At 60.3% G+C, this 15,671-nt stretch carries 16 protein-coding genes and 1 pseudogene; 8 read left to right on the forward strand and 9 right to left on the reverse strand.

Features of this window, described 5'->3' with window-relative positions; all coding sequences use genetic code 11:
* Nucleotides 1-13: 13 nt before the first annotated feature.
* On the reverse strand, nt 14-841 hold the full coding sequence (locus tag U5A56_RS23375) for a cyclase family protein (RefSeq protein ID WP_257774509.1): 828 nt from the start codon (nt 839-841) through the stop codon (nt 14-16).
* 166 nt (nt 842-1,007) lie between these two features.
* On the opposite strand from U5A56_RS23375, the gene U5A56_RS23380 reads away from it, so the two are divergent.
* Complete coding sequence (locus tag U5A56_RS23380; RefSeq protein ID WP_257774508.1) at nt 1,008-1,709, forward strand: TetR/AcrR family transcriptional regulator; 702 nt, start codon at nt 1,008-1,010, stop codon at nt 1,707-1,709.
* A 285-nt stretch (nt 1,710-1,994) separates the two neighbouring features.
* Here U5A56_RS23380 and U5A56_RS23385 read toward each other — a convergent pair whose 3' ends face one another.
* From U5A56_RS23385 to U5A56_RS23405, 5 genes are all read right to left on the reverse strand, one after another.
* Nucleotides 1,995-3,023: an alpha/beta fold hydrolase gene (locus U5A56_RS23385; protein WP_257774507.1), complete on the reverse strand. Its 1,029-nt coding sequence runs from the start codon at nt 3,021-3,023 to the stop codon at nt 1,995-1,997.
* A 24-nt stretch (nt 3,024-3,047) separates the two neighbouring features.
* On the reverse strand, nt 3,048-4,067 hold the full coding sequence (locus U5A56_RS23390; RefSeq protein WP_257774506.1) for a Gfo/Idh/MocA family protein: 1,020 nt from the start codon (nt 4,065-4,067) through the stop codon (nt 3,048-3,050).
* Between the two features lie 25 nt (nt 4,068-4,092).
* Entirely contained in the window at nt 4,093-4,923 is an 831-nt protein-coding gene (locus tag U5A56_RS23395) for a shikimate dehydrogenase family protein (RefSeq protein WP_257774505.1), read from the reverse strand.
* 225 nt (nt 4,924-5,148) lie between these two features.
* The gene (locus U5A56_RS23400; RefSeq protein ID WP_257774504.1) at nt 5,149-5,601 is read right to left on the reverse strand and encodes a cupin domain-containing protein; all 453 of its coding nucleotides are present in this window, start codon (nt 5,599-5,601) and stop codon (nt 5,149-5,151) included.
* A 93-nt stretch (nt 5,602-5,694) separates the two neighbouring features.
* A complete protein-coding gene (locus U5A56_RS23405; RefSeq protein ID WP_257774503.1) occupies nt 5,695-7,128 on the reverse strand; it encodes an MFS transporter in 1,434 nt (477 codons plus the stop codon).
* Between the two features lie 85 nt (nt 7,129-7,213).
* Here U5A56_RS23405 and U5A56_RS23410 point away from each other — a divergent pair, with 85 nt between their 5' ends.
* From U5A56_RS23410 to U5A56_RS23420, 3 genes and pseudogenes are all read left to right on the forward strand, one after another.
* Nucleotides 7,214-8,020: an IclR family transcriptional regulator gene (locus U5A56_RS23410; protein ID WP_257774502.1), complete on the forward strand. Its 807-nt coding sequence runs from the start codon at nt 7,214-7,216 to the stop codon at nt 8,018-8,020.
* 415 nt (nt 8,021-8,435) lie between these two features.
* Nucleotides 8,436-9,048: pseudogene (locus tag U5A56_RS23415) on the forward strand (UxaA family hydrolase); the annotation flags it as partial.
* A gap of 24 nt (nt 9,049-9,072) precedes the next feature.
* A complete protein-coding gene (locus tag U5A56_RS23420; protein ID WP_374692753.1) occupies nt 9,073-9,306 on the forward strand; it encodes an ATP-binding domain-containing protein in 234 nt (77 codons plus the stop codon).
* Nucleotides 9,307-9,400: 94 nt separating this feature from the next.
* Here the strand turns inward: U5A56_RS23420 and U5A56_RS23425 are convergent, their stop codons facing one another.
* From U5A56_RS23425 to U5A56_RS23435, 3 genes are read right to left on the reverse strand one after another with little or no spacing between them, the layout of a single operon-like run.
* Nucleotides 9,401-10,102, reverse strand: a complete 702-nt coding sequence (locus U5A56_RS23425) for an RES family NAD+ phosphorylase (protein WP_257774501.1) — start codon at nt 10,100-10,102, stop codon at nt 9,401-9,403.
* Nucleotides 10,103-10,114: 12 nt separating this feature from the next.
* A complete protein-coding gene (locus U5A56_RS23430; RefSeq protein ID WP_257774500.1) occupies nt 10,115-10,798 on the reverse strand; it encodes a hypothetical protein in 684 nt (227 codons plus the stop codon).
* Between the two features lie 11 nt (nt 10,799-10,809).
* Nucleotides 10,810-11,475: a hypothetical protein gene (locus U5A56_RS23435; RefSeq protein WP_257774499.1), complete on the reverse strand. Its 666-nt coding sequence runs from the start codon at nt 11,473-11,475 to the stop codon at nt 10,810-10,812.
* A 1,309-nt stretch (nt 11,476-12,784) separates the two neighbouring features.
* Between U5A56_RS23435 and U5A56_RS23440 the strand changes: the two genes are divergently transcribed.
* From U5A56_RS23440 to U5A56_RS23455, 4 genes are all read left to right on the forward strand, one after another.
* Nucleotides 12,785-13,381, forward strand: a complete 597-nt coding sequence (locus U5A56_RS23440) for a hypothetical protein (RefSeq protein ID WP_257774498.1) — start codon at nt 12,785-12,787, stop codon at nt 13,379-13,381.
* A gap of 105 nt (nt 13,382-13,486) precedes the next feature.
* Complete coding sequence (locus U5A56_RS23445; protein ID WP_257774497.1) at nt 13,487-14,080, forward strand: RNA polymerase sigma factor; 594 nt, start codon at nt 13,487-13,489, stop codon at nt 14,078-14,080.
* Nucleotides 14,077-14,745, forward strand: coding sequence for a zf-HC2 domain-containing protein (locus U5A56_RS23450; protein WP_321924788.1), 669 nt, complete (start codon nt 14,077-14,079; stop codon nt 14,743-14,745). The genes U5A56_RS23445 and U5A56_RS23450 overlap by 4 nt, the downstream gene beginning before the upstream one ends.
* A 145-nt stretch (nt 14,746-14,890) precedes the next feature.
* Nucleotides 14,891-15,661, forward strand: coding sequence for a TorF family putative porin (locus tag U5A56_RS23455; protein ID WP_257774495.1), 771 nt, complete (start codon nt 14,891-14,893; stop codon nt 15,659-15,661).
* The last annotated feature ends 10 nt before the right edge of the window (nt 15,662-15,671 follow it).

Below are 15,671 nucleotides of genomic sequence, written 5' to 3' on the forward strand. Positions count from 1 at the left end.
CGAGGCTCCTTGCCTATGCGGTGCGATGCGGGTCGCAAGCTGTTGCATTGAGGGCGTCGTCGAAAATCGCGACTGCGCGAGTCCAGCCGGCGGAGGCGCCCCGGATTTTGTGCGGGAAGCACGAGATGAAGAAGCCGTGAGGTGGCAGCACCTCGAGATTGTGGAGTTTTTCCAGGTGGCAATAACCGATCTTGCGGCCGGCCTTGTGTCCTTCCCAGATCAGCGATGCATCACGCGTTTCGGCATATTTTTTCGCTGTATGTACGAATGGCGCATCCCAGCTCCACGCGTCGGTGCCAGTCAGGCGAACACCTCGCTCGAGCAGGTACATGGTCGCGTCGAAGCCCATGCCGCAACCCGAGGAAACATAGTCGGGTTGTCCGTAGCGCTTGCCTGCACGCGTGTTGATGACGACGATTTCAAGCGGCTTGAGTTCGTGGCCGATGCGCGCAAGCTCGACTTCGACGTCGGCAGCAGTCACGACGTAGCCATCGTCGAAACCGGCGAAATCAAGCTTCACGCCGGGCTGGAAGCACCAATCGAGCGGCACTTCGTCGATGGTGATCGAGCGCTCCCGCTCGCCATTCGAATCGTTCATCGTGCTGTGGAAGTGATAGGGCGCATCCAGGTGCGTCCCGTTGTGTGTGCTCAACTGGATGTGTTCGATGGCCCAGCCTTCGTTGTCCGGCAGGTCGGTTTCCTGCAGTCCGGGAAAGAAGGCCGTAACGGCTTTGGCCGTATTCCGGTGCGTCAGATACTGAATCTTGGGGCCGTAACCCGGTGGATCGGAAATGACGTCGTTTTCCAGATAGATTGATAGATCGATGAAGCGTCGTGTCATGTGCGGCTGCTCCTGATTTGGGGACTTACCTTCAACGCCGCATAGCAGCGGTCACGTTATTAAGACTGTACGATCGTACAGTCAGTATTGTGTTGGTGTAAACTGGCGCCGCGTAATGAGCGGAATGGCATTCGGGGCAATCGAGCCACAGGACAGCGGAGAAACCATGCAGGCGAAGGAAGTCACGGTAAGGGCGGCCGGCGTACGGAGCGGGAAGGGAGCGCAACGGACGGTCGAGACGAGCAAGCGTGAGCGGGTGCTCGACGTGGCCGAGCGATTGTTTGCCGAAGGCGGTTTCGATGGCGTTTCGATGCGGGATATTGCATCGGCGGCGGAGGTCGGCTTACCGTTGATCGTGTATCACTTCGAGACCAAGATGGGTCTGTACCGCGCCCTGTTCGAGCGCCGCAAGACCGTGCTCGACACGCGGTTGGCTTTGCTTCGTGAGCCCGTGGCTGCAGGGGAAGACCCGCTCGAGCATATCGTGCGCGCCTTCGTGCTCCCGGTGATGCAGATCCAGAATACAGAGTCCGGACTTGCGTATGCCAAACTTGTTGCGCGCGAAGCTTCCGATCCGCGCGAGGCCGAGCGCGGCATCGTTGCTGAATATTTCGATCCGTTCGCGGCGGAATTCATCAGCGCAATCAGGAAGACGCTGCCGGGCCATAGCGCCAACTATGCGCACTGGGCCTACTTGTTCGCAGTGGGCGCGTTGGTGATGAGTGCGTTTGACAGCCGCATCGAGCGTATCTCGGGCGGCAAGGTCAAGGCCGGCGCCCTGAAGCGCAAGGCCGAGCATCTGGTGACTTTCATTTCCGCCGGGATACGCGCTGGCGCAACCCCTGACGCGCGTGCGTCAGCCGCTTAGGCGGCACCGTGTTGTTGAACACCATTACATTCGAGATTGCGTCTCGGTTCTCAACGCGTCGTTTGGGACCTGACATTCGGCGGAAGCCGTTAGAAAGGCTGGGTTGTCTTCAGAACCACGTACCGCCTCGCTGCCCAATCCACTGCGGTCCGTTGCGACGCAGAGTTCAGTCGGGACGCTTTTTGACTCAAACCAAGTACGCCAGTGGTGGAATGGAAAGCCGGGGCGCGAAAGCATCCGACGGCTTTCGGTTGCGACGCCGCCGGTGTTGCTGTCGGAGAGGCGTTATGCTTCGACTGTGCGTGGGGCCGTCCGTAGCAATTCATGCAGCTCGCGCTTATAGAACCGAGCGAGCCCATTGGTGCCGTGGCCGCACGTATCCTCGCTCGCAGCGATAAGAAACAGCCGGCCGTTGCGCACAAGCTGCATTGCCCGCTCCATCAAGCCAGTCTCCGGCGGATAGCGTTCGTCGTCGGCGGCGTTAATGGCGAGGACGGCAGCTTCAATGTCTTCCAGGCCTGGTGCCGGGTTATAGCCGCGCGCGGCATTCCACTGATATACATAATCGTTGGCATCCAACGTGAACGGCTGGACCAACTTGGCATCGACGTACTTGTCGGCTAGCTCCATCGTAGACGCCGCCTTTTGGCATGCCAGCGTCCCGCCGTTAGTGGCCAGCGAAAAAAACGCGTTGAGAAGGCGCAAAGAACTGGGCTGGCTCGTGTAATTGCCGGTCTGGTACTCCGGGTCGTTTCGGATCATCTCAATGAGCATGCGGCGCAGCATCCAATTGCGGCCCGACATTTCCGTCGGTTGTGACGCCATTGGCACCAGTGCATCCATGAAATCCGGATACCGCACACCCCAAATCCATGCGTGCATGCCGCCCATCGAATTACCGATCAACAGGCGCAAGTGCCGGATATTCAGGTGCTCGGTCAGTAGTCGGTGCTGCGCGAGCACCATGTCGTCGTAGTTGTAAGCCGGGAATCGTGTGCGTAGCCCGTCAGACGGCTTGGATGATCCACCGGCTCCTAGGGCGTCCGGGAGGATGATGAAATACTTCGTGGCATCGAGCGGCTGCCCGGGGCCGAACAACTCTCCCGCGAAACCAGGGGTCAACATGCTCGCGCCCGTACCCGTCGTGCCGTGTAGGACTAGGACCGGCTCACCGGATGGGTCGCCGATGGTTCGGTAATGTAGCCGTACCGTCGGCATCACCTCACCGGTGTTGAAACGGAAATCTCGCGCGATCCAGTCGCCTTCCTTCGGCGCAGGATAGTCGGCCGCATTGCAATGGCTTGTTTGCAGCATAAGTGCGTGATCCAGACGGTTCCGTCACTTGGAAATCGGCTCGAGAGACTGAAGCGCTCCCCCCTGCCGAGCTGAGGCGTAAGCGGCATCCATGACTTGCATCATCAACTCTGCGTCGCGCAATGACGCGATCGGCCTTGCGCCAGTCTGGCATTCAGCGAGCACCCGCTTCACGAACAAGGGATAGTAAATGTCCGTCTCGAGCTGGAGGCGGCGGCTTCGCGTGCCGGCGGAAAGGTTGCTTCTTTCGCGAATCTCGATTCGGTCCGGACCGGATTTTGCGTAAATGCGGTCGGATGCAAGGGTGAACGAGAATTCGCGCTGCTCGTCGGGGGTACTGGGAAAGCTATATCCCGTTTCCACCAGGCCGATCACGCCATCTTCGGTTTGCATGGTCAGCAGCGAATAGTCCTCAACGGCCCCTCGATGCGTCCTTGCGTTCATCGTGGCAGAGACTCGCGCGACCTCCTTCCCGGTCAACAACCTAAACAAGTCGATGAAGTGAGTCGCCACATTGATCGTCGATCCGCCTCCCGAATACAGGGGATCGAGCGCCCAGCCAGCGCCAGCCGCCTCGTATCGGTTGGGCGGCCCCACAATGAAACGAAACGACATGTAGTTGAAGTCAGACGGTATGCGGCCCTCCGCACCTTCGAGCGACCTGAGCAACTCGCTCATTCGAAAGATCAATGGCACGGCGCAATAGAGATTGGCCTGCTCGGTTAGTTCGCGAAGTCGGGTGACCTGCGACATGTTGACGCCGCAAGGTTTCTCGAGCGCGAACGGAATGTTACGCGCGATCACGGCCTCCGCGAGCGCCGGCATCTCAGAATGCCGTCCGAACACAAATGCGAAATCGACTTCTTCACGCTCAAGCAATTCATAGGCCGACGAGTACAGCTTGCTTCCGAATCGTGCGGCAATCGCCTCGCCCTTGACATGCTCCGCATCCGACACGGCGACCACTTGAATTCCGGGCGCTTCCAGCGCATCAAGATAGAGCGGGACATGCCAATGGCTGACCTCCAGCAAAGCAACTCTCATGCGTATTCTCCTTTGAAATACCTATTCATCGTGGATCCGGTGTTGATCGTCCCTCGGGGCGGTAATCGAATCCTAGAAACTTAAGTGCATAGACAGCCTGCCCTCGATGCATCGGGCCTCCGTCCTGTGTGCGGCAGCCGCGTGCTTGCGCGGCGCGTCGGAGCGGAGTTGGCTCGCACGCGTTGATGATGTCGACGACGATTGCGCCAGGCGCGAGCCGCTCCGGATCGACCGGCATGGCATCACCCACTTTCATGCCAAGCGGCGTGGCATTGATGACGACCTCGAATCCTTGCGGGTCGGGTGGCCCTGAACGTACGTCGCAGCCGGTCTCGGCAGCAACAGCTGCCGCGAGGTCGGCCGCCCGATGTTCATCGATATCGGAAATGGTTAGCCTCCTCGCACCTGCGGACGCGACTGCAAATGCAATGGCGCTTCCCGCGCCTCCCGAGCCGATGAGAAGCACAGACTTGTTCGCAGGATGGTTGCCTTCCCAGTGCATTCCAAGAACGCATCCAACGCCATCGAATATCGCGCCAACCCAACGTCCATCCGCCTCGCACCGGATGACGTTGAGTGCGCCGACCTGACGAGCAGTTGAATCTAGCTCGTCGACAAATTCCAGCATCCGTTGCTTATGAGGCATGGTGACCAGCATGCCCGAGAGATTACCCGTCGCTCGCGCACCACTAACGAAGGCGGGAAGGTTTTGGGCCTTCACCCAGAACGGAACGCAAACTGCATCCACGCGCTGTTCAGTGAAGAGTTGGTTCAACAATTGGGGCGACTTAGCTACCGTCAGTGGGTCGCCCACTAACCCATAGAGTCGCGTTGTTCCTGTGATATGTGGATCCATTGCTGCGTGGTCGTCTATGTTGGCTGATGGCGCAGTCTTGCCTGACTGCTCGGAAATGTGGCGCACTACGGGTGTGTCGGATACGTCCGTTCAAGTAGTAAGCCACTTGACGACGGGTACCGCATCTCTTTTATGCAATCCGTTGCATGCGGTTTTGGACCATTCACGACGGTCGGATGCGCCGGGAGCACGTTATGTCATAAAAGCGGCAAATGGTTGTGACAGTCACTTCCAGGGTGCTGGGGGTACCTCAAGATCCCAAGTCCCGTAGACAGCAGGCTCGTTGATCTCGATAACCTCGAGGTCGTCGGAGCGCCACATCACGTTATGCGGTACACCAGCAGGCTGCGACAAGCCGTCGCCTGCGCTGAGCGTCACGTCGCCCTCAACCCCCGCGAAGCGGAACGTCACAGATCCGCGCAGCACATAAAGGTAGTGCCCAGTCATGTCGTGCCAGTGCCAGCCAGTAGGATCGGTGAACGGCTTCAACGCGCGGATGTGCTTCGCCCCAATGCGACCGTTGGTCACCGCGGCGAGTCCGAGGTCGCGATATTCGGAATCGGCGCGCAGACCCTCCTGGTTCCAGGGCGCCTCGGCCGCGCTGATGCGCGCAAACGCGCTGAGAGATTGCGCGAGCTCGCGCGGGCCGTCGTAACGGGGTGTGTCTTCGTTATGCATATGCATTTCCTGTCTGCGTGTCAGTGAAGTCGCAAGCGCCGCGGGCGCATTGTTTCTATTCGGTGGTGCCACGTTGCACCAAGCCGGGAACGGCTAGGAACGAACCTGATTTCCGAGATGTTGCGTATCGGCAGTTTTGGTTGATTCAGCTATCGCTTCGGCCCGCAAGCGCTCGTATTCGGCTTTGGGTACCGGGATCGCATTGCGGTCGCCAAGGTCGTTGAGGCGCATGCGATACGTTTCCCGCGTTGTGAAAGCGGCGAATGCAGCCACAAGACAGATGCTGAACGTGAGCGCGCCGATTTTCAGCGGAATGTTGGCGGTGCCGGGAGGCGCGACGGCTACAAAAAGTGTGGGCGTCAATGCTGCAAGCGTCGTCCCAACGTTTTGTCCGATGGCCATCCCCGTCACGCGGACTCGCGTGCGGAATAGTTCTGGGAAAAGGCTCGGGAACACACCGTTGAACCCTTGGTAGGCGATGCCCCACATCAGCACCGAAAAAATAACCGTTAGCCAGAGGTTATGGATGCTGATGGCGTACAGGTATGCGAAAGAGAGCATCCCGGCGCTGAGCACGCCGGCAAGAACTGGTGGCCGGCGACCGATTTTGTCAGAGAGATTGCCGACGAAGGGAATCAGTATGACCGAGCAGATGTTGCCAAGAACCGGAATCCAAAGAAAGACGCCAACAGGAAAGCCGATACCGTAGGCCGGCTGCACTGCATACGCCGCGCCGAACACTGTAGCAAGAAGCGCGATGACCGCGACGAGCGCCATGCAAATGACGCGCAAGACATCATCCCAACTCTGTCGGAGGACCTCCACAACCGGTGAAGAAGGTACTTCGCCGTGAGCCTGCTCGTTGGAGAAGGCGGGAGTTTCGGTGACCTGACGGCGAATGATGAAACCCATGACGATAACGACAAAGCTGAGGAGAAACGGGATACGCCATCCCCAGGAGGCGAAGTGTTCTTTCGACATGAAATGCGCGAGCGGCAAGAAGACCGCCGCCGCAAGCAGCTGTCCGGCTTGCACCCCTTGGAGGGTGAAGCTTGCAAAGAAGCCACGCCGACCGAACGGTGCGTGCTCAAGAATCATGGAGCTGGCGCCGGAAACCTCTCCTGCGACGGCGAACCCTTGAATGAGCCGAAGGGCGACGAGCATCACGGGGGCCCAGAGGCCGACCTGCTGATAGGTAGGCAAGAGTCCCACGCCCATCGTCGAAATACCCATTAAGAACATGCAGAAAATCAGCACCGTCTTCCGGCCGTGCCGGTCTCCGACGTGGCCGAGTACCATGGCGCCTATTGGTCGGGCGACGTATCCAACGCCGAAAGTCGCCAGTGATGCGATGATGGCAACGGTCGGGTTCCCCGAGGGGAAGAAGAGTTGCGGGAAGAGCAACGACGCTGCGGTCGCATAAATGAAGAAGTCGTAGTACTCAAGCGCTGAGCCAATCCAGCCGCTAGCTGCGGCTATCCTGGACTGGCGCTGACGATCAGCCTCAGCCGGGGTGCTTCCGTTCATGACTTGTCTCCGTAGTAGATTGACTTTTCGATGTCATCGTTTATAGTTGTAACAACGTTCCAGTAAGAACCATATTACGCAAATTATGAGAGTTGTCAAGGGAGCAGTTGACCGATCGCTTCAAGCGATCGAGTTGCTCGCACGTGAGGCGCGCTGGATGCGAATGTCCGATATCGCCGCTGAACTCGAGCTCGAGAAAGGACCCGCCCATCGAGTGCTTGCGCAGCTTTGCGAGCAAGGTTGGGCTGAGCAAGATGAGCAGACTTCGCAGTACCGCTTGACATTGAAACTGTCTTTACTCGGTCAGCGATACCTGCACGGACTTGGATTGCCGGGCCTAGTGCAGCCAATCCTCGATGAAGTCGCAGCGCAGTGCCATGAACTCGTGCGGCTAACAGTGGTGAACGAAGGGACACTCGCCTGGTTCGCTGCGTCTCAAGGCGCGGCGCCTGGGCTGATGTATTCGCCGTCCATGCACAGCCCCATCGCCTTGCACGCCACATCGGTCGGGAAGGTGTGGTTGGCGGCCATGTCAAACGACGAAGCCATCGGTCTCGCACTGCGTGGCGGACTCGGCCAGCCCAATCGCGCAGGGACATCGAAGGCGATTAACAGCGTCGACCGATTGATACCGGAGCTCGAGCTGACGAGGCAACGTGGCTATGGTCTGGTCGTGGAGGAGGCCGAGCCAGGTGTGGTCGCGATGGCCGTGACCGTGCGTTCGTTGGTTGACAAAACGGTAGTCGGAACATTGAGTATCGCCGGGCCGGTCCTCCGCATAACGCCGGAGCGTTACGGCTCCTTTCATGCGTTACTGCGCGAAGCCTCCGCGAAACTGGGGGCGGTCTGGCCGCGACTGAGCGTCGATAGGGACGTCAACCAGGCGGCTTGAGATGGTGAGTTCATCCGGCAAGTCTCAGCAGATAGCCCTCGCAGCGCGTCCTGCCGCCCCTCATGGATCTACTGGGTATCACGGGCGTGCCCCGAGTCTTGCCGACGAAGCGATCAGCAAGGTGGAAACGGCGGAAAAGAAGGCGCGTTCAGAAGGCACCAAGGTACCGACATGGATCGCGCTAGTCGAAGGGTGCCGGGCGGACAATGTCCGTTCAGCGGCTGACCGTTTTGTTTCGGGACTTGCAGCATTGCCCGAAGCGGGCGCGACAACACCAGATATGAGTCTCTATCAACTTGAGTACACGCGCTGCAAGACGCCCTGGAGCGCTGGATAAGGCGACTAAGTACCGCTTGACGGCCCCGTCGCGCGAGTCCCACATGGCTCTTACCCCAAGAAACGTAGGAGTAATGCCATGTCGTTGAATATCGCCGACACGTCTGCACGAACTACCGCGTCGATGTCGGCTCGTGTCATACGGCTCAATCCTGCCGACGATGTCGTCAACGCACTTGAACAGCTTGTGTCCGGTACAGTGATCGACAAGGAAGCGGTGACAGTCTCGGGACTGATTCCGCCCGGGCACAAACTGGCGACACGTGACATCGCTCAGGGTGAGGCGGTGCACCGCTACGGCCAGGTGATCGGCTCTGCGAGTCAGCCCATTCGCGCGGGGCAGCACGTGCACACTCACAACCTCGCGATGGGTGATTTCGCGCGGGACTACGCATTTGGTCAGGCTGCCCGTCCCACTGTACGCTCGAACGAGCCCGCAACATTCCAGGGAATTGTCCGCGCAGACGGCCGTGTCGCCACACGCAACTACATTGGCATCCTCACCTCCGTGAATTGTTCGGCTACGGTTGCGCGAGCCATTGCGGATCATTTCCGCCGCGACATTCATCCAGATGAATTGGCCGAGTTCCCGAATGTCCGATGGCGTCGTCGCACTCACACATGGTTCAGGTTGCGCCATCGACTCTGAAGGCGATGGTCTCGCGATCCTGCAGCGCACGATTTGCGGTTATCTGCGCGCACTGGCGCGACGTGTCATGCCCGAGACAGGTGCTGACTACGTGATCTCGACCATCCACCGCTCGAAAGGACTCGAGTGGAAACGCGTGAAGGTCGCGAACGACTTCCGCTTCAAGCGGATCGACGGGTGCCTGACCTTGGATGATGATGAAATGCGGTTGCTGTATGTGGCGGTGACACGCGCAAGGCATCTGCTCGACGTCTCGGACCTACGTGACGAGCTTCTGCGGCTGCTTACGCAACGCCGTTGAGATGGCCATCCTGAGCTTCGTGGTCGCACGTTAAGCGCGTGCGACCACGGAAACTTCGCCTAGGGTTAGCGGGGCCATCCGTCTGCTCCGGCGCCTAGCCAGTCGCCAGAGGGGGTGGCACGCGCAACGGATCGTCCAAGAGCCGTCGATACGCCGCGTGCTCGACAAAGCGCACATGTTCACGCTGCACGTCCGTTCGCATCGACTCGAGCGCCGACGACGAAAGGATGATCGCCGCCTGGCCGCGATACCGCCTCGACGGATACACAACACCGTCCGGACGTGAGGCTGGTGAACACATTTTGAGGGCATCGTGCACTCGCGCCCCGAACCATTGGCACCATTGGTAATCAGGACTCGACAGCATGTCGAAGATGCCAAGCCGGCTCGACGCCTCTCCGTTCAAATTCCAGAGGCGCAGCGGTCGCGGGAAGCGAAGCGTCGCGATTACGCCATGGCACTCCGCGTCTCGGTCTATATAAAACGTCCCGGGACGGGTCAGATCGTTTTGGCAAAAACGTGCCTCCCAGACCGTGGTGTCCGGTTCAAAGGCCATATAGAGCCACCAAAAGGGCATGACTCCATCCGGCCCTACCAGAGCGCTCGGCGGCCCGAAACGATACGCCCGTGCCACGCGATCCGGGACGATACCGAGCGGGGAATAGGCCGCGCGATAAAGTGGTGCGCCGCTTTCGATGACGACAAGTTCGTTGGACAGGCCAGCAATCAGTTGCGCAGTCGACGGCAGCAATTCGCCGATGCCGGCCGGTGGTTCGATACTAAGTTGTTGATGCATTGCGGTGGCCACTCAATGAGCCACGCTTTCTCCACGGCGCGGAATCGTCTCAAGTATGAGACGCTGACGCTCCATCGCAGCCAGTTGCAAAAGTCGCTTCTGACTTGCATGAAGTTCGCCACGGCCAGCGAACGGCTTGCCGGCCAGTAGCTCTGCTGGGGCAAGCTCGTTCAACTCGTCGCGAGCCGTCACGAAGAAAGCGTGAACCTCCGTTGTCAGGGCACCTCGGAGCAATTCAAGGATGCGTGGCAGCAATTCCGGAACGGGCTGGACAAATTGCCATGCGGGGAACGCGCGGCCGTTGGTCTGACCAGGCGGCTTCACACAATAAAACCTGTTGGCGTCCACGTACCGGTACAAACTCGCAATTGAAAGCTGTACCAATCCTTGCTCGATCACCTCCGAAGGCTTCAGATTGGCAACAGGCAACGATTCGGAAGTTGCTCCCGGGCCGCCCGCCTCGATGACGAGCATCGTGGTCAGGCGCTGCTCCAGAACGGTGAGGACGAGTGTATGAAACGATTCGTCCACCAGTTCCGGAGGAACTCGCCCGCGGAGCGATCCTTCGATGTCGGATGCAAACAACTCAGCCACATCCCGCACAGCGCGTGTCGAGCTGAGAGGCTTTCCTTCGGCTAGTACCGCACGAATCTTGATGCCAGCCACGTTGTTCCGTTCGTCAATAACCTGTGCCATGTGAATCTCCTTCAGGCGAATTGCGGGGGCGCCCCAAGCGGATTCAACCGCTTCGCGATCGCGGCCGCGCTGCCAGTTTCCGGCGCGGGATTGATGATGCGTCGACGCAGCGATGCACGCGCAGCCGCGCATTGCTTGGCGATGTCACGACACCGGTCAAGCATTTCGCGCAAGGTGTCGCGGGCGAATTCCTTGACAAGCACGAGCGACGACGTGATTACCACGTCGTTGGGATAAAAGGTCACCTGCTGCCTGAACAGCCGACCCGCGAACTGCTCGACCGCGAGCATCAGGTCAGTCCGGTTGGCGCGGCGGGTGAGTGCCGCGGGCGTTCCTAGGATCCGGTGCCACAGCTCCAAGGCCGAAATCGAATCGAGCGACAGCTCCTCAAGGAGTACTCGCTCGCCCAATGAGAGTTCCGGCAGACCATCGTCGGTCGTCGCCGTCGGATCAGGGTCGCAAAATTCGAAGTTCGCGCCGAGTTCGTCAACCGTGAACCTCTCCGCGACTGGCTTCCACTCGCGGACGAATTTTTCGACCGCCGACATTTCTCCGGCCAGTTGAGAAGGCGTCGATCGCACGCCATATGGTGCGGCCGACAGATCAGTAGTCGAACGTGACCGTGACGGTGCCAGATCATCGATGGACAGCGAGACGTAATGCAATGGGCCGGACATTGGTGTCCTCCTCAATCAGGTATATGCAACGATAGCACAATTCTCATTTTTCTCAAGTATCGTATTATTCGCATTTTTCGCAATATTCTCATCGCGCACATCCGGGACCCTCTCGGCGGAACGAACACGAGGTGGCGCCGCACAACCGCGACGGACCGTGACCGCCTGCGTCCTCGAGCGTGCCACGCGGCGCGCGTCGTCGGCTCGAACGCGCTCCCACGCAGCTTCCACGTGACCAATCATGGGTATCTCGCCAATTCGCGCACCGGCGCAAGCATCGCTCGACCTGGCCGATGCCCTTCATGTTGGCACCGTGGACGATGGGCGGCATGCGATCGCTGCGCCTCGACCGTCGAAGCACTCCCATTTCCCTCCGGTGCTCGAACGAAGGGGCGGATAGCCCCAACAATCCACTCCTTCAGTTTTCCAGCCAAACCGCGATCGATCCAGCTCAGCCAGTTCGAGGCGATACAGCGCCAGGCGCGCCGGCTGATCGTGCCGCACGGGGCGAGCGACGGCAGGCGATAGCCGATGGCTTGACGGATTGCGTCACCCAATGGGTTACCTAATGCTGCGGTTGCGGAACACGATGCCCGCCACGATCGGCGAAGCGCTTCCGAGAGGCCGCGGAGAAGTAAGCGGCCGGCCGCGGCGCAATGTCCACGTGGCGGACGATTAATTCCGCTGGCAACGGTGCCAGGGGCGGCCCGCGCCAGCGCGCACGAATCTGCGGCGACCGTATTGCAGGAGGCTGCGCACGGGCTCCGGCTATCGGTACGGACACGTGGCAAGGTTGCGCGCGGCGCATATAGGTTGTGCCGCCTTTTGAAACAACCCTGATAATTCTTATTATCAGGGCTGATGATAGCGGACGATCGCCACTTTTCGGGATGGTTGCGCAGTATGCGGTGGCTGTGAAAGCGACACACTGCATTAAAGATGCTCTAGTGTTAATTATGCGAAGCAGGATTACAGGTTGTATGGGTTGGTACGGTGCCTGTGTTCGCGCTCTCGAGAATTTTATTCCCGAGCCACCGTCGGAATTCGTGGATCACGCGTGCTTCGCAACCTCAGCCCACGATTCGCGAGTGATGCTCTACAGAACCGTGTCCGCCATGGAAATCGAGCCTTGCGGCGTAATTCAAGTCCCTCGGGTTTTGCTGGCCGTCCCGGACGAACGACGTCCGACGGTTGTCGGCGATTTGGCGCCGACCCTTCGGTTTCGGACTCGAGACTTCATTATCCGGCGACGTGCGGCTCGAATCTTCGCGTACGGTATGTGCCTCCTGTTGAAACCGAATCAGCCACCATGTCGAAGGTATCGGCGGAAAGCGGTGTCCAAGCGCTTCCTGATCTCACATTGTCCACAACCGGTGCCGCAAAGATCATACGAATGCCGGCGCATCCCAGCGCGAGGTCAGGTCGCGGCTTCGAGGAATTGAAGTCAACGGGTGCGCAGGGTAAGCAACTTGCGACGGATCGCCCGACGATGATGCGCACTCCGCTCACGCGCGAGCGGCTGCATCGCCTGCGCCAAGAACTGGGCAAGATCAGTCCGTCGCCGTCCACTATCGACGAGGCGCGGGCCGAAATCATCAAGGCGATGGCGCGCGCGAATCTCGACGCGTGGCGCGTGCCTGGACTTACCAGCGAATCCGCTGTCCATTACACGGACGGCTCGGTGCAGGTTTGCCTTATCGCGCACGAGATCGTTTTCAACAGTACCGGCGCGTTCCAGATCATCGACGCCCATCCGCACGGCATGCTGTACTTCGAAATGTGCGGGCGTGACGGCGCGGCTTTTGCGCCGCCTTGCGGGATGCATGCGGAAGCTGACCGTAATGTAGAACCGCCACGAGACGAAGACACCGGACGCGGGAGTCCCGTGCGTCCGCGGCGCGCCTGACCGCTCGCGGCGCGCCCAGAATTTTTTGCGTCGCTCGCAACTATTCGTGCCGGCGGCGACACTTACGGTCATCCACACAATCTGGCGGATTGCGATTCCAGCGACATGTCACCAGAACCGATCGTTTCAGGCAACGTCTGTCATGCCGCGCGCAGCGTCGACGCGGAGGATGCCGCGTTGTTGCAGCGCATCTCAGCGGCGGACAAGTCTGCGCTGGCCGCGCTCTATCGCGCGTATCACCGGCGGCTGGTCCGTTTTCTCGGTCGCTTCACCCGGCGCGACGACGTGATCGAAGAGGTCATCAACGACACTTTCATGATCGTCTGGCAAAAAGCTGGCGAGTTTCGCGGCCAATCACGCGTGTCGACGTGGCTCATGGGCATTGCGTATCGCGTCACGTTGAAAGCGCTACGCCAGGGTGGCTTGCCGGCGGAGCAGCAGCACGGGTACGACGGGCCATGCGTCGAGCCGTTCGCCGAACACGAAACGATCGACTGGGTGACCAAGGGGCTGACCAGGCTCTCCCCGGAGCAGCGTATCGTGATGGAGCTGGCCTATGTGATGGGCCACTCGCTCGAAGAAATTGCGGAGATAACCGAAAGCCCTGTCAGTACCGTGAAGGCCAGAATGTTTCATGCGCGGGTCAAGCTGCGCAATCTGCTGCCGGCGCTTGCCGGCGTTGATGGGAGCGCTCGATGAGCAATCCACCTGAGAGCGAACTCGTTCATCTGCATGTATGGGAGCTGTTGCCGTGGATCGTCAACGGCCGGGCGTCCGACGCTGAACGCAAGCTGGTCGACGCGCATGTGCGCGATTGCGAACAATGTCAGGCGGAACTCGCGTCGCAGCGCAAGCTGTGCGCGGCGATGACGTCGCGCGAGGAGGCCGGCCCCGACGTCGAACGCGGTCTCGATCATCTGTGGGAGCGTTTTGACGAAGCGGCGCAGCCGGCCCTTGGCACCGGCACCTCGTCGAAGGCACCCTGGCGCGGCCGCATGACGGCGATCGCGTGCGGTCTCGCGGCCATCGCGCTGCTGGAGACGGGCGCGCTGGCGACGCTCGGCTTCAGCCGTGGCGCCAGCACGCCGGCAAACTATCGCACACTGTCTGAGGTCAATGCGGGCGCCGCTCGCGTGACGATCCGGCTCGTCGCCGATCCCGCCATGCCCGTCGGCCGACTGCAGGCGCTGCTGGTGCAGCTACATTTGCAGATCGTCGGCGGGCCGAGCGAAAACGGCGTCTACTCGCTTGCGCCGCTCACGCCGGTTGTTGCGGGCGACGTCGCCAGACAGCTAGGCGTGTTGCGTGCCGCATCCGGGGTGCGCTTCGCGGAGCCGGTCGGGGAGGGCGCCAGCGGTCCCTGACAATTCCTTGTCGATTTTTTTGCATTCGGGTTTATCGGTTAAGATCGGCGCAGCCCTGTCGTCGCGCTCGCGCGCCCCGGGCTCGCCGGATGGCTTGAATTAATGCCATTGCTTTTCCATCCCACCCGGATTCCTGCACGACAAGATGGCGTCGAGGTTTCGTTCAATCGCGCTTTGCGCCGGCGCGGCGCGCCCGTCAGCGCGTCGAGTCCGATGGTATGCGTCGTTCGCGCTACTTGCCTCGTGGTTCATTGCTGCGCCGCGGCTCGCACTGGCGGCGAGCGAAGACTGGCAGTTCGAGGCGGGTATCGCTTCCGACAAGGTCACGCGTGGCATGGACATCAGCTATCACCAGCCGTCGGCGAGCTTCGCGGGGAACTGGTATCCCGGCAACGGTTTCTTTGCGGGCGCGTCGGCCTCCACGATCAGATGGGGCGCCCCGCTGACCACGGGGGTGGAATTCGTCGCCAACGCGGGGTATGGCTGGCGCGTGTCGGGCGACTGGACTGCGCAGGCCATGCTGTCGCACTATCAGTTCACCCGCGTGCCGTCGGCGGTCCGTTTCAATTACGACGAACTGGTGCTGACGGCGGGCTGGCGCGATTCGGTGTTCGCATCAGTTGCGCTGTCGCCGAATACCGGGTTTGGCCCGTCGCCGAGCGCGCGCGCAATTTCCTACGATCTGGTGGGCCGCCTACCGCTCGTCCACGGCTGGACCGCGACGGCGGGGATCGGCTACTACGATCTGCATTCGGTGATCGGCATCGGTTATGTATACGGCAACGTCGGGTTGACCTGGCAGTTCAATGCGTGGCAGTTCGATCTGTCCTATATCGCGACGAACAGCGAGGCGAAGACGACGCTTGGCCCGGGCGCGTCAAACCGGTGGATTGCCGATGCGATCTGGCATTTCTGAGTTGCGCGGC

Source organism: Burkholderia sp. BCC1998, assembly GCF_905339875.1.
GTDB lineage: Bacteria > Pseudomonadota > Gammaproteobacteria > Burkholderiales > Burkholderiaceae > Burkholderia.

Bases quoted from the DNA above. Each gene is read 5' to 3' on its own strand.
- U5A56_RS23390 (WP_257774506.1), bottom strand. From the start codon at position 4,067: ATGAGAGTTGCTTTGCTGGAGGTCAGCCATTGGCATGTCCCGCTCTAT.
- U5A56_RS23440 (WP_257774498.1), top strand. From the start codon at position 12,785: ATGTCGAAGGTATCGGCGGAAAGCGGTGTCCAAGCGCTTCCTGATCTC.
- U5A56_RS23455 (WP_257774495.1), top strand. From the start codon at position 14,891: ATGGCGTCGAGGTTTCGTTCAATCGCGCTTTGCGCCGGCGCGGCGCGC.
- U5A56_RS23430 (WP_257774500.1), bottom strand. From the start codon at position 10,798: ATGGCACAGGTTATTGACGAACGGAACAACGTGGCTGGCATCAAGATT.
- U5A56_RS23425 (WP_257774501.1), bottom strand. From the start codon at position 10,102: ATGCATCAACAACTTAGTATCGAACCACCGGCCGGCATCGGCGAATTG.
- U5A56_RS23405 (WP_257774503.1), bottom strand. From the start codon at position 7,128: ATGAACGGAAGCACCCCGGCTGAGGCTGATCGTCAGCGCCAGTCCAGG.
- U5A56_RS23400 (WP_257774504.1), bottom strand. From the start codon at position 5,601: ATGCATAACGAAGACACACCCCGTTACGACGGCCCGCGCGAGCTCGCG.
- U5A56_RS23385 (WP_257774507.1), bottom strand. From the start codon at position 3,023: ATGCTGCAAACAAGCCATTGCAATGCGGCCGACTATCCTGCGCCGAAG.
- U5A56_RS23380 (WP_257774508.1), top strand. From the start codon at position 1,008: ATGCAGGCGAAGGAAGTCACGGTAAGGGCGGCCGGCGTACGGAGCGGG.
- U5A56_RS23435 (WP_257774499.1), bottom strand. From the start codon at position 11,475: ATGTCCGGCCCATTGCATTACGTCTCGCTGTCCATCGATGATCTGGCA.
- U5A56_RS23445 (WP_257774497.1), top strand. From the start codon at position 13,487: ATGTCACCAGAACCGATCGTTTCAGGCAACGTCTGTCATGCCGCGCGC.
- U5A56_RS23410 (WP_257774502.1), top strand. From the start codon at position 7,214: ATGAGAGTTGTCAAGGGAGCAGTTGACCGATCGCTTCAAGCGATCGAG.
- U5A56_RS23420 (WP_374692753.1), top strand. From the start codon at position 9,073: ATGCCCGAGACAGGTGCTGACTACGTGATCTCGACCATCCACCGCTCG.
- U5A56_RS23450 (WP_321924788.1), top strand. From the start codon at position 14,077: ATGAGCAATCCACCTGAGAGCGAACTCGTTCATCTGCATGTATGGGAG.
- U5A56_RS23395 (WP_257774505.1), bottom strand. From the start codon at position 4,923: ATGGATCCACATATCACAGGAACAACGCGACTCTATGGGTTAGTGGGC.
- U5A56_RS23375 (WP_257774509.1), bottom strand. From the start codon at position 841: ATGACACGACGCTTCATCGATCTATCAATCTATCTGGAAAACGACGTC.